At 65.4% G+C, this 13,259-nt stretch carries 10 protein-coding genes; 1 reads left to right on the forward strand and 9 read right to left on the reverse strand.

The window, feature by feature from the left end; translation table 11 throughout:
• The 7 genes from P3W85_RS08280 to P3W85_RS08310 form a co-directional block, all read right to left on the reverse strand.
• Positions 1-438: 2-oxo acid dehydrogenase subunit E2 (locus P3W85_RS08280; protein WP_276264418.1), on the reverse strand; the 438-nt coding region annotated here is incomplete at its 3' end.
• Positions 435-686: a lipoyl domain-containing protein gene (locus tag P3W85_RS08285; protein WP_276264419.1), complete on the reverse strand. Its 252-nt coding sequence runs from the start codon at positions 684-686 to the stop codon at positions 435-437. The genes P3W85_RS08285 and P3W85_RS08280, both read right to left, overlap by 4 nt.
• Positions 683-1,756 carry an alpha-ketoacid dehydrogenase subunit beta gene (locus P3W85_RS08290; RefSeq protein WP_017228121.1) on the reverse strand — a complete coding sequence of 358 codons (1,074 nt, stop codon included), beginning with the start codon at positions 1,754-1,756 and terminating at the stop codon, positions 683-685. The genes P3W85_RS08285 and P3W85_RS08290 overlap by 4 nt, the downstream gene beginning before the upstream one ends.
• 30 nt (positions 1,757-1,786) lie before the next feature.
• Positions 1,787-2,797, reverse strand: a complete 1,011-nt coding sequence (locus tag P3W85_RS08295; protein ID WP_017228120.1) for a thiamine pyrophosphate-dependent dehydrogenase E1 component subunit alpha — start codon at positions 2,795-2,797, stop codon at positions 1,787-1,789.
• Positions 2,798-3,102: 305 nt separating this feature from the next.
• Complete coding sequence (locus P3W85_RS08300; protein ID WP_276264420.1) at positions 3,103-4,251, reverse strand: hypothetical protein; 1,149 nt, start codon at positions 4,249-4,251, stop codon at positions 3,103-3,105.
• Positions 4,252-4,399: 148 nt separating this feature from the next.
• The gene (locus P3W85_RS08305; RefSeq protein WP_035813329.1) at positions 4,400-5,482 is read right to left on the reverse strand and encodes a 2,3-butanediol dehydrogenase; all 1,083 of its coding nucleotides are present in this window, start codon (positions 5,480-5,482) and stop codon (positions 4,400-4,402) included.
• A 344-nt stretch (positions 5,483-5,826) separates the two neighbouring features.
• A complete protein-coding gene (locus P3W85_RS08310) occupies positions 5,827-7,860 on the reverse strand; it encodes a sigma-54-dependent Fis family transcriptional regulator (protein ID WP_276264421.1) in 2,034 nt (677 codons plus the stop codon).
• Between the two features lie 454 nt (positions 7,861-8,314).
• Between P3W85_RS08310 and P3W85_RS08315 the strand changes: the two genes are divergently transcribed.
• Positions 8,315-10,483, forward strand: coding sequence for a TonB-dependent siderophore receptor (locus P3W85_RS08315; RefSeq protein ID WP_276264422.1), 2,169 nt, complete (start codon positions 8,315-8,317; stop codon positions 10,481-10,483).
• Between the two features lie 36 nt (positions 10,484-10,519).
• Here the strand turns inward: P3W85_RS08315 and P3W85_RS08320 are convergent, their stop codons facing one another.
• Together P3W85_RS08320 and metE are read right to left on the reverse strand one after the other, a co-directional pair.
• Positions 10,520-10,663 (reverse strand): hypothetical protein, encoded by a 144-nt coding sequence (locus P3W85_RS08320; RefSeq protein WP_276264423.1) that lies wholly within the window; start codon positions 10,661-10,663, stop codon positions 10,520-10,522.
• 34 nt (positions 10,664-10,697) lie between these two features.
• A complete protein-coding gene (gene metE / locus P3W85_RS08325; protein ID WP_276264424.1) occupies positions 10,698-12,989 on the reverse strand; it encodes a 5-methyltetrahydropteroyltriglutamate--homocysteine S-methyltransferase in 2,292 nt (763 codons plus the stop codon).
• Between the last annotated feature and the right edge of the window lie 270 nt (positions 12,990-13,259).

The following is a 13,259-nucleotide window of genomic DNA, read 5'->3' on the forward strand; positions in this document are numbered from 1 at the left end:
CAGGGTGCGGCTCTCCGCCGCGATTTCTGCCACCGTCCTGGTGTCCACGTCGCGCAGCACCGGCACCATCAGGCCCTCGTCGAGGCTGACCGCGAGGCCGAGGTTGATGTTCGGCATCAACTCGATCTCCTTCTCCAGCACACGCGCGTTCAGGCGCGGATGCTGACGCAGGGTCAGCGCCACGGCGCGCAGCACGAAGGCCGTCAGGGTGATCTTGCACTCGGGCCCCACGTTTTGCTGCATGGTGTGGCGCGCCAGTTCCAGCAGGGTCACGTCCACCTCGACCGAATGCGCCACCCGCGGCACGGCCCAGCCGGCGCTCATATTGCGGGCGATGGCGCCACGCATGCCGGTCAGCGGCAGCGTGAGGCGGTCGCCGGCGCCGGCCGTTGTCGCGGCGCCCGGCCCGCTCAGCACGGAAGCGAGACTGTGGCTCATGATCTCGGCTCCAGCCGGGCGAGCACGGCGCCGCGCCCGAAGGTGTCCTGCGCCGCCACCGCCAGCGCGGCGACGATGCCGTCCGCGGGCGCGACGATTTCATGGGTGGTCTTGACCAGTTCGGCCACGCCCAGCGGCTGGCCCGCGCTGACCGCATCGCCGGGCTTGACCAGCCATTCCTGCAACAGGGCTTCGGTGCCGTCTTCCACGTCCTGCCAGACGGTGTCGGCCATCGTTACGTCGGTCATGCTGCTTCTCGCTTCAGTTGATAGGAAAGGGGGCGGTCCTGCACCAGGGCGCGGACCTGCGCGGCAATGGTGTCGACCTGAGGAATCACGAATTGCTCGAGCGGGCGCGAGAAGGGGATGGGCACGTCTGGCACCGCCAGGCGCCGCACCGGCGCGCGCAGCGCCACGCTGTCGAGGTTTTCCGCCACGATGGCGGCGATCTCGCCGGACAGGCCGAAGCTCAGGTAATCCTCGTCGGCCACCAGCAGGCGGCCGGTCTTGGCCACCGAGCGCAGCACCGTCTCGCGGTCGAGCGGGACGATGGTGCGCAGGTCGATCACCTCCGCATCGATGCCTTCGGCCGCCAGCTGCTCGGCCGCCAGCAGCGATTTCTGCACCATCTGCGAGAGCGTGACGATGGTCACGTCGCGGCCGCTGCGGGCCACCCGTGCCTGCCCGAAGGGAATGGCGTAGGCCTCCTCCGGCACGGCATTGGTACTGCCTTCGAAGTAGGACATCCACGACAGGCCCATGATGCCCTTGTGGTAGCAGAACACGACCGGATTGTCGTCGCGGATGGCCTGGGTCATCAGGCCCTTGGCGTCGTACGCGTTGGACGGTACCACCACCTTCATGCCGGGCATGTGGGCAAAGCTGGCATACAGGCATTGCGAATGCTGGGCGGCATCGTTGTAGCCGCCGCCGATGCCGGTCATCACCACCGCCGGCAGGCCCACGCGCCCGCCGGACATATAGGTGTTCTTGGCGAGGTGGTTGTAGATCTGGTCGAAGCACACGCCGAAGAAATCCACGAACATCAGTTCCGCGATCGGGCGCAATCCTTCCGCGGCGGCGCCGATGGCCGCGCCCATGAAGGCGGTCTCCGAGATCGGCGTATCCATGATGCGATCCGGGCCGAAGCGGTCCAGCAGGCCGGTGGTGGCGCTGAAGATGCCGCCGTACTTGCCGATGTCCTCGCCCATCACGAAGACGCGCGAGTCGCGCTCCATTTCCTGGCCGATGGCTTCGGCGATGGCCTGGGCCATGGTGAGCGTGCGCGTGCCATGGGGCGCGCTTTGTGCGGTTTGCATGCTGGTCTCCTGTTTATGCGGGTGCGGGTCTTACTGGACGAAGACGTGTTGCAGCGCTTCTGCGGGCGCGGGGTAGGGGCTGTTGCGGCCGAACGCGTAAGCGGCCTCGATGCGGTCCGAGACGCTCTGGCGCAAGGCGGCTTCGGCGGCGTCGTCGAGCAGGCCGCTGGCGCGCAGCGAGGTGCCCAGCGCGTGGATCGGGTCGGCGCTGCGCAGGGTCTTGGCTTCGTCGCGCGGGCGGTAGGTTTCAGGGTCGCCCTGGAAGTGGCCGAGATAGCGGTCGGTCTTGACTTCGATCAGGGTGGGGCCTTCGCCGCGGCGTGCCCGTGCCACGGCCTCGCCGGCGGCGCGGTACACCGCGACGGCGTCGTTGCGGTCCACCAGCACGCCAGGCATGCCATAGCCGGCGGCGCGCACGTCGTTGGAAGGCACCGAGGTGGAGGCGGATTTCTCCACCGAGATGCCGTACTTGTTGTCCTCGCAGACGAACACCACCGGCAGCTTCCACAGCGCGGCCAGATTGAGCGACTCATGGAACGAGCCTTGGTTGGCCGCGCCTTCGCCAAAGAAGGACACGGCCACCCAGTCCTTGCCCAGCTTGCGCGCCGCCAGCGCGGCGCCACAAGCCTGCGGGGAGCTCGCGCCGACGATGCCGCTGCAGGAGAACTTGGTCTCGGGATGGAACAGGTGCATGTGGCCGCCCTTGCCGCGTCCGAGCCCGGTGGCCTTGCCGAACATCTCGGCGGTCATGGCATCGAGCGGCACGCCCTTGGCAATGGCGAAGTGGTGCGAGCGGTGCGCGCCGACCACGGTATCTTCGGGGCGCAAGTGCGCGCATACGCCCACGGCCACCGGCTCCTGCCCGGCCGAGAGATGCATCTCGCCCGGCACCGGGCCGGCGCCGATATCGAAGGCCAGGCCTTTCTGGATCCTCGGCGGCAGCTTGCCTTCCAGGTAGACCTTGGCCATGGTCTCTTCGTATTGCCGGATCTCGATCATCTTCTCGTACATCCACAGAAGATGGCTTGGGGTGGGTTCCATTCGGGGTCTCCTCTTGCTTTCGTTTCAGCGGCCGGCTGCGGTGCCGGACAAGCCTTGATCGCAAGAGTGGTGCCAGCGCGGCCGGGATGCGCAGCGCGCGGCGCGGCGCATCCCGCCAGGCCTTGCCGGAGGCGGCATGCGGGCGGAAAAGGCAGGCCTGCCGGCGGGCTCGCGGCAGATATCTGTCGCGCCTGGCGGCGAGACAGATGTCGCATCGGGCGGGACATCTGTCGCCGCAAGCGGCGGCTGCCGCGGGGGCAGGGCAAGGCGACGCCGGGCGCCGGTGAAGCCCGGTGGAGGGAACTTCAGCCCGTCTTTTTCGAGAGCCCGTAGAACTCGAAATAGACCGCGTAGATCAGCATGACGTAGTTGAGCAGATCGACCCAGGTAAGCGGATCGCCGCCAAAGCCGGGGACGATCTCCGCTTCATGGAGCACCGCGCCGGCGAACCATCGCGTATAGACGAAGAAGGAGATCAGCCCAAGTCCCCAGCACGATGCGGCGCGTATCGCCCGGTTGGTGCCGGCGCCGAACCGGTTGGGCCAGTTGCCGGCGACGTTGGCCCAGAAGATCAGCCAGAAGGCGATCCATACGCCCAGCTGCGCAGGCCAGCTTGGGAGCATCGCGCCGATCTTCTCGACGGCGCCGGGCGGGATGAGCACCCATCTGAGCAAGGCCAGATGCACGGCATAGAGCGCCGTGCCCAGCAGGATGTTGCCGCCCAGCGCGGCGAGCGCCATATGGCTTTTCCGGCTCAGCCGGCTCCACGGCCAGTTGTCGAAGATCAGGAACGTCGCCAGCCACGCCACAATGACCGAATAGAACCAGCCGATCGCTACCGGTAGCGGTAGCAGGATCGCATGCGGCGCGGTGGCGGCCGATACGCCGGGGTAGATCAGCAGGAAATAGCCCAGGCCGGTGAGGCAGGCGCCGGCGGCGAGTTGTGCAAGGCCGCTGGCCGCGGGGCTCAGGCCGCTGCCGGACCATGGCCATCCGGCCATGCCCGTCGCCAGTATGCCGAAGCCGTAGAAGCCGATCAGCACGATCAGGCCGGCCGCGCCATAGCCGGCGCCGTTGATGGCGCTGAATGCCGGATCCAGTTCGCCGTAGCCGTAGACGAGTACGGCGGGGAGGGCGAAGGACAGCGCCAGCGTCACGATGGTGGCGACGCAGCCCCGGACGGGCTGCCTCAACGCCGAGAATCCGGCCATGCCGAAGTTGAAACCGATGAAAACGAGCACCAGGATGCCCCAGAAGAGGTACATGCCGAACGGCTGGGGAGCATACTGCCAGACGGCCTGCCTGGGGTCCGCGAACAGGCGCCATACGCCAAGGCTGACGCCGTGCACGATCAGGAATACGGCCACGGAGAATGCCAATGGCCGCAGCGCGAATCCGGCAGGCGCGAGCGCTGGTGTGTCTTGAGCTTCGATATTGGGGCTGAGGGGTTCCATGACCGGCATGTCCAGTACGATGAAAGCCCGGCACGCGAGGCGTGCGCGATGCCCGATGCGCGATGGTGCATCGCGCAGGCTCGCATACCGGTGGGATGGGGAGGGGGCGGCCGCGTCGGTCAACGCGGCCCGTCGGAGCGAGAGGGCGTCAGGCTGTCAAAGCCGGCTGGCTGGCAATCGGCTGGACGATGATCTTGACGTTGCCATCCTTGTTGTTGACGAGCTCTTCGAAGCCGTGCGACACAATGTCGGCGAGGGAGATCCGCCCCGTGATGAGAGGCTGCACGTCGATGCGGCCATCGGCGATAAAGCGGATCACGTCGGCGAATTCGCCGTTATAGGCGAGCGATCCGATGATTTCCTTCTCCGTCGATACGATCTCGAAGAAATTGAACGCGCTGGGTTCTTCGAAAATGCCCACCATCACGCATTTCCCGGCTTTGCGGATCACGTCGATGGCAAGCTTCGCCGTGGCCTTGTTGCCGATGCACTCGAAGGACACGTCCGCGCCATAGCCGCCGGTCAGCGCCTTGACCTCCGCGATTGCGTCGCACTCCTTGGGATCGATGACGACGTTGGCACCGACTTCGAGTGCCTTCTTCTTGCGCGCTGACGACATTTCGAGTGCGATGATGCGTCCTGCGCCGGCCGCCTTCGCGCACATGATCGTGCACAGCCCGATGGTGCCGGCGCCGACCACCACCACCGTCTGGCCGACGATGTTGCCGGCTTTCTTCACGGCATGAAGCCCTACCGCCAGCGGCTCGATCAACGCGCCTGCCTCGGTTGGGAAGTTCTCCGGCAGCTTGTAGAGCAGCTCCGCCGGCACGTTGACGTATTCCGCGAATGCGCCATTGTTCATCAGGCCGGTGAACGCGAGGTTCTCGCAGATGTTGTACAGGCCATGGGTGCAGTAATAGCATTTCCCGCAATGCTGGCAGGCGTCCGCGGTGACGCGTTCGCCGACCTGGAAACCGGTGACGCCTGCGCCCAGCTCCGCGATTTCGCCGCTGAACTCGTGACCGAGAATGCATTGCCCCTTCAGGCCGGTGAGCGGGTGGGGATGATCGACCGGGATAAAGACCGGCCCCGCGACATACTCATGCAAGTCCGACCCGCAGATGCCGCACCAATGCACGCGGATCTTTACCCATCCCTCAGCGGGCTTGTCCGGAACGCGCACTTCCTCGACGCGCACATCGTGGCGACCCCGCCATACGGCGGCCTTCATGCTGGACTGATGCACCGAATCTTCGTTGCTCACGGTTGTGTCTCCATCGTAGTTGTGGGGGGAATCGACGCAGGCCATGCGGGGGCCGCTGGTTGATGCCTGGCATGGCCTTCGTGCAGCAGGGAAATCGCATGAACCATGCCAGTGAGCGCAGCACACGAGGGCGGGCGACGCAGGCGCAGGGCATGCTGCGGTGCAGTGTGGCGCTGCGTCAGGCGCAGGCGTGGTGAAGCGCTGGCCGCACGCGTTTATCGCTGCGATACAGCACGATGCCGGCGACGGCCCGGCAAGCTGCGGGCCGCCGGCATGAGACGGCCTGACTCGGTCCGGTGAGACACCGTGCCTCAGTCCGCCTCGTCCGCCTGAGACGCGGGCGCGGATCCCGGCAAGGCGGCCGAACCCGGATAGACGATCTTGTATCGGGCCATCTTGCGGTAGATGGTGGCGCGGCTCATGCCCAGGGCCTTGGCGGTTTCCTTGACGCGCCAGTGATGGCAGGCGAGCATCTGCACGATGTGCTCCCGTTCGAGATGCTCGCCGGGGCGCAGGCCGGCACTGTCGAACGCCTGTGGCGCGATTGGCGGGCTAGCCGGCTGCGGCGCCGCCATGGCGCCATCCGCGGCGCAGCGCAGATAATCGGGAAGATGTTCGGCGGCAATGACGCCGGGGGCCGCAGCCAGCGCGCATGCGTACCGCAATGCCATGCGCAGCTGCCGTACGTTGCCGGGCCAGCGATAGCGGCGGATGCACGCCAGCGCTTCGGCGGACAGCGCCGGGCGGCTGCCGTGCGCTTCGGTTTCTTCCGCGAGGAAAAAATCGATGAGCTCGTCGAGGTCGGAGCGATCGCGCAGGGGAGGCAGCCGGAACACCGCGCCGGTCAGGCGATAGTAGAGATCTTCCCGGAAGGTACCGTCGGAGACCATGCGCGCAAGATCCCTGTGGGTCGCGCAGATCAGGTTGATGTCGACCCGCACCGATTGCTCGGAGCCCAGCGGTACCAGCTCGCTCTCCGCCAGGACGCGAAGCAGCCTGGTCTGCAGCGGCAAAGCCATGTCGCCGATCTCGTCGAGGAACAAGGTGCCGCCGTGCGCCTGGAGTATCTTCCCCTTGAGCCCCTTGCGCTTGGCGCCGGTGAATGCCCCTTCCGCGTAACCGAACAGCTCGCTTTCGATCAGCGTATCCGGGATCGCCGCGCAGTTCACGGCGACAAATGCCTGCGACGCACGCAGCGAACCGCGATGGACGGCGAGCGCGAACGCCTCCTTGCCTGTTCCCGTCTCGCCTTGCAGCAGCATGGGAATGCGCCGGTCGACGATCTGGAGCGCACGGGCCAGATGCGACGAGAGTTGCGGATCGCCGATGACCAGATGATCGCTGGCAAGGGCACGGGAGGGGGGCCCGGCGTGGCCGGCGGGCGGGTGTTCCGGCGACAGCGATATCGTGCGCAGGACCTGGCGCGGCGGGCGCAGGCTTGCAAAGAAGCGTCCTGCGCCGCGGGTCAGCCGCAACGGGAACATCTCCATGCCATTGTTCAGGTCGATGACCTGTCCGGCATTCAGGTCGAACAGATGCTGGACGTTCGCCGGTATCGCGGTGTATAGCGCGCTCAGCATGCTCCTTGTCTGCCGGTTCATCGCCACGATGTTTCCGGCATCGTCGAATGCAATCAGCAATTCGGGGTGCAGGCTCAGGTAGTCCTGGCTGCGGTGCAGGTACAGCGTCCACAGATGGCTGGTATCGTGCAGCAGGCAGGCGTTCTCGATCATCTCCGCCGCCTGGCATACCCAGGCGTAGATCAATTCCTGCGAGTCGCGATTCTCGCTGTTTCGCACGGCCGATACGTCCAATACGCCGGTCAATTCGCCGGATGGCGAAATAATGGGCGCGGCGGTACAGGTCAGGCAGGTGAATGCGGCCCTGAAGTGATCCTCGGTGTGGACGGTAATGGGTTCCTTGTCGGCCAGGACGCAGGCCACCCCGCTGGTTCCTTCGGAGTCCTCGGTGAAATAGCGGCCGTGATACAGCCCATGCTGCCGGTATTCCTTGCGGCGGTCTTCCTGGCCACGGAAATCGATCAGGGCGCCATCGGCGTCGGCCACCAGGACGCAATAGCCCGCTTTGCCGACAACGCCGTGCAACCGCTCCACCACCGGGTTCGAGAAGCGCAGCAGGGCCTCGGCGCTGCTGCGCCTGTCCTTCAGTTCCGCGGCGCTGATGACGCGCGGGCCGGACGTATTGCCCGGGTCCAGCCGGAAGGTATTGAGCGAGCGGGTCCAGGAGCGGAACAGGCGCGCCTGCGCGGCAGCCTCGTTGAATGACGCCTTGTCTACCACGGATGAGACGCGCCGCGCGTGTTGCAGTGCATAGGACTGGGTCATTTCCGCTTCCTCGACATGCGTAACTCCTGTTGCCCGGGGCGTCGGCGTCCGCATCCGCCAGTCCATACCGGCCGTGCCGGACGCGAGGGTCCCGTCGTACTGGCCCGCGCGTCGCGCACGGCACGCCTTTTTAGCATATCCCGCGCCGGCAATCACACCGCAGTGCAGCACGCGAAGCGCGCGCGGCGTCGCCACGTTCCGTCTTTATGGCAAAAGTTCCCGGCTTGTGTTAAAAATACGAACCATTCTCATTTGTATTCGCATTTGAAAGGATAAGCCGCGTCCGCGCCTTCCCGCGCTCCCCGGCGCCACGCCATCTCGCCTGGCCCGCCGGCATGCCGGCGGCAGCGTCAGCCGAAGCCCGCCCTCGACGCATTCACACCATCCAGCAGATCAAGCAGATCAAGCAGAACAGGCCAGTCTCACTTCCATCCACCCAAGGACGCTTCTCCCGATGTCTTCCCACCGCCCATCGCCAGCGCACGCCGCCCCGTGCCTGGCTGCGCCCCGTCTTTCGCCGATCGCCTCCGCCGTACTCGGCCTGACCGTTGCCTTTGCCGCGCTGCCCGTCCTTGCCCAGACGAGTCCGCAAGCCGATCCCTTCGTGCTCCCCGCTGCCACTGTCGTGGCCGAACGCGACTCCGCGCCGGCCAAGGCGGAGAAAGTCAGTGGTGGCGCGCTGGGCGAGCGCAAGGCGGTCGATACGCCGTTCTCGGTGGTGGCCGCGACCAGCGAGGAGATCCAGGACCGCATGGCGCAGACGGCCAGCGACGTGTTCCGGTACGACCCGGCCGTCTCCGTTCTTGGCGACAACGCACGCACGGAGAACTCGTATTTCGCCGTGCGCGGCATGCGCATCGACATGCTCAACGGCATCAAGGTCGACGGGCAGAACTTCGTTTCGTGGAATGCCGACTTGCCGCTGGAGCTGTTCGACCAGGTGGAACTGCTCAAGGGCCTCTCGGGCTTCATGTACGGCTTCGGCACGCCGGGCGGCATCATCAACTACGTCGTCAAGCGCCCGACCGACGAACCCCTGCGGCAGCTCAGCCTGGGTTACCAGGCCAACAACGTCTGGAGCGAGAAGATCGACCTGGGCGGCCGTTTCGGCGTCGACGGCCGCATCGGCTACCGCCTGAATGCCGTCAACGAGCAAGGCAACACGGCCGAGCCCAATGTGCACCTGCGCCGGCAGGCGTTCTCGCTGGCGACCGATTTCCGCGTCACGCCCGACCTGACGTGGACGGCGGATGTCATGTACTGGAAGCGCAAGACGAAAGGCACGCTGTTCGGCATGCAGTTCGATTCGAGCCTGCCGATTCCGGATGCCAGCAAGGTGTCGCGCCGCATCGCGCAGCCTTTCTCTTACCAGGACACCGAGACGATCTCGGCCGGCACCGGTTTCGACTACCGTATCAACGACCGCTGGACGGCCAGTCTCAAATACCGGTTCGCGCGGCAGGAGCGCGACAACGGGGACAGCTTTCTGTCGGTCACCGACGCCGCCGGCAACTTCACCGACACGCTGTACAAGTGGAAGAGCGCGTATTACTACCAGGCCTACGATGCCATGGTGCAAGGCAAGTTCGAGACAGGCGGCATCCGGCACGGCATCGTGGCAGGCATCGGCTATCAGTCCCAGGTGAAAGTCAACGATGCCGGCGTCGGCAGCAATGGCGTTGCGCTTGGCACGAACAATCTCTACAACCCGACGCTGCTGCCCAATCTGAGCCTCGGCCTGCAGTCCGTACCGTTCCGCGATTACAAGATCACGCAGAAGTCCATCTACTTCAGCGATACGGTGCAATTCACCGATCGCTTCTCCGTGCTCGCCGGCCTGCGCTACACGGATTTCAACCAGAGCAGCTTCGCCCCCTCGGCGCAGACCACGTCCAGCTATGGCGCCAGGCCGGTCTCGCCCACGGTGGCGCTGATGTACAAGACCGACGCCAGCTCCACGGCCTACGTCAGCTATGTCGAATCGCTGGAGCAGGGCGGTTCGGCCGACGTCACCAATGCCAACTATCCGACGGTGTATGGCCCGCTCAAGAGCAAGCAGTACGAGGTGGGCTACAAGACCGACCGCCGCGAATGGGGCGCCAACATTGCCCTGTTCCGCGTCGATCGCGGCTATGAATACACCAACTCGGCCAATATCTTCGTGCAGAACGGCACGCAGCGTTTCACCGGGCTGGATACCAGCGGCTGGGTACGCATTGCGCGCGACGTGCGCCTGATGGGCGGCGTGCTGCTGCTCAACGCCAAGGCCACCGGCATCGACGACCCGACCGTGAACGGCAAGCGTATCTTTGCCACCCCGCGCTATACCGTCGGCGGCCGCATCGAGTATGACACCCCGCTCCTGCCCGGCCTGACGCTGGCCGCCGGCGCGAAAATCACCGGCGACATGGCCGTGGATGCGGTGAACAACCAGTCCGTACCTTCGTACACCACGGCCGACCTGAGCGCCAGATACCTGACGCGCGTCGCCGGCAAGACCGTCACCCTGCGTGCCGCGGTCAACAACGTGTTCGACAAGCGCTACTGGACCACCAGCTATGGTGGCTTCGTTCTCCCGGGGGCGTCGCGCACCTTCCTGGCCAACGCTACCGTGCAGTTCTGAGCGGAGGGCGGCCAGGCGGATGTACGGCCGCCCGGATCAGATGGTGTACTTCAGCCCCAGGTAGAAAGCCCGCTCGGGGAAGGGGTGGTACAGGAAATACTTGCGGTTGTTCAGGTTGTCCACGCCCAGCGAGGCGCCCCGGTGCTCGTCGAACCGGCAGTGGATGCGCGCATCCACCACCAGGAAGCTCTGCGCGCGGCGGCAGTGGCCAGGCCTAGCGCATGGCGCGCAGCGCCTGTGCCGCCGCCACCATATTGGTCAGCGCCGGGATCACCTCTTCCCAGGCGCGCGTCTTCAGGCCGCAGTCCGGATTCACCCACAGCCGTTCGGCCGGGATGCGCTCCGACGCCTTCTTCATCAATTGCACGATGTGCTCCTGCGTCGGGATATTCGGCGAGTGGATGTCGTACACGCCCGGACCGATCTCGTTCGGATACTTGAAGTCGTCGAACGCATCGAGCAGCTCCATGTCGGAGCGCGACGTTTCGATCGTGATGACGTCCGCATCCATATCGGCGATCGACGCGATGATGTCGTTGAACTCCGAGTAGCACATATGGGTATGGATCTGGGTCTCGTCCTGCACGCCGTTGGCGGTGATGCGGAAGGACTCCACGGCCCAGCCCAGGTACTCGTTCCACTGCGACTTGCGCAGCGGCAGCCCTTCGCGCAGCGCGGCCTCGTCGATCTGGATCACGCGCACGCCGGCCTTTTCCAGGTCCAGCACTTCCTCTCGGATAGCCAGGGCTAGCTGGTGGCAAGACACCGAGCGCGGCTGGTCGTCGCGCACGAACGACCAGTTCAGGATCGTCACGGGGCCGGTCAGCATGCCCTTCATCGGCTTGGCGGTCAGCGACTGCGCGTACTTGATCCACGCCACCGTCATGGCCTGCGGGCGGCTGATGTCGCCGAACAGGATGGGCGGTTTCACGCAACGCGAGCCGTAGGACTGCACCCAGCCGAACTGGCTGAAGGCGTAGCCGTCGAGCTGCTCGCCGAAGTATTCGACCATGTCGTTGCGCTCGGCTTCGCCGTGCACCAGTACGTCCAGGCCCAGGGCCTCCTGCTCGCGCACGCTGCGGGCGATCTCGGCCTGCATCGCGGCCTTGTAGCCGGCTTCGTCGAGTTCGCCGCTGCGGAACTTGCTGCGTGCCTGGCGGATGTCGCCGGTCTGCGGGAATGAGCCGATGGTGGTGGTCGGATAGGCCGGCAGCCGCAGCAGGGCGGCCTGCTTGGGTGCGCGCTGCGTATAGGGGCTGGCGCGCCGGCCGAGCGCGGCATCGAGCCTGGCGATGGCCGCCTTGACCGCCGGATTGTGCACGCGCGGCGAAGCGCGGCGGCTGGCGATGGCAGCCTGGTTGTCGGCCAGCGCGCCTGCCACGGCATCGCGGCCCTGGTTGAGCGCCTTGGCGACGAGCTGCAATTCGTCCAGCTTCTGCAGGGCGAAGGCAAGCCAGGAGCGGATATCGGCATCGAGTTTCTGTTCGCTGTCGAGATCGACCGGGACGTGCAGCAGCGAGCAGGACGGCGCCACCCACAGGCGGTTGCCCAGTTGCCTGTGCACCGGTTCCAGCCAGTCGAGCACCGCGGACAGGTCCGACTTCCAGATGTTGCGGCCATTGATCACGCCCAGCGACAGGATCTTGCCGGCGGGCAGCTTTGCTACTGCCTGCTCGGCTTCGGCGCGTGCATTGATCGCATCGAGATGCAGGCCTTGCACCGGCAGCGCAAGCGCCAGCGGGAGGTTTTCCAGCAGTTGCCCGAAGTAGGTGGCCAGCAGCAGCTTGACCTTGTCCTGTTTCAGCGCCTGGTAAGCCGCGACGAAGGCTTGCTGCCATGCCGCGTCGAGTTCGGTGACCAGCGCGGGTTCGTCGATCTGCACCCACTCGACGCCTTGTGCGGCCAGTTCGTCCAGCAGCTTTGCATAAACCGGCAGCAGGCGCGGCAGCAGCGCCAGTTTGTCCGAGTCGTCCTTGGCCTTGCCCAGCCACAGGTAGGTGACCGGGCCGATGATGACCAGCTTGGCCTTCACGCCGAGGGAGCGCGCCTGCGCAAGCTGATCGAGCAGGCGAGAGCTATCGAGCGAGAACTCGGTGGCCGCGCTGAATTCGGGGACGATGTAGTGGTAGTTGGTGTCGAACCACTTGGTCATCTCGCCAGCGGCGACGCCGCCGCAGCAAGCGCCCTGGTTCTCGGTGCCCTCGGCCGAACGGCCGCGCGCCACGCGGAAGTAGTTGTCCAGCGCATCGCCATGGAAGCCGCGCACCCGCTCGGGCAGGTTGCCGAGAGTGAAGCTCATGTCGAGCACCTGGTCGTAAAAGGCGAAGTCGCCGACCGGTACCAGGTCGAGGGCGGCCTGGTTGTCCCAGTGCCGCTGGCGAAGCTGGGCGCCCAGCGCCTTCAGTTCGTCACGCGAGGATTGTCCCTTCCAGTAGGACTCCAGCGCAAATTTCAGTTCGCGCTTTGCGCCGATGCGGGGAAAGCCGAGATTGTGTGTTGTTGCCATGATGGACCGTTCCGTAAAGATTGTGGGCCATCATAGGTGTTTGCCTTGATGAAGGAAATTGGCATTATTTCATCGTGCGATTAGTTTGGTTCATGTTGGGGCGGGAGGGGGGATATGCCGTTGGCTTCAAGTGGCGCTCTGTCAATCCACCCCTCTCTCCAATCCTCCCTCGGCTCCTTGTCTGTCTCATAATACGCCTGGAAGCTTCAGATCGATGAGCCCCATGCCCTGAGCGAAAGCCCAAGTTTCTTAAAATATTGTTGTTTATTT

The organism is Cupriavidus basilensis (genome assembly GCF_029335485.1).
In the GTDB taxonomy this organism is placed as follows: Bacteria; Pseudomonadota; Gammaproteobacteria; order Burkholderiales; family Burkholderiaceae; genus Cupriavidus; species Cupriavidus basilensis_E.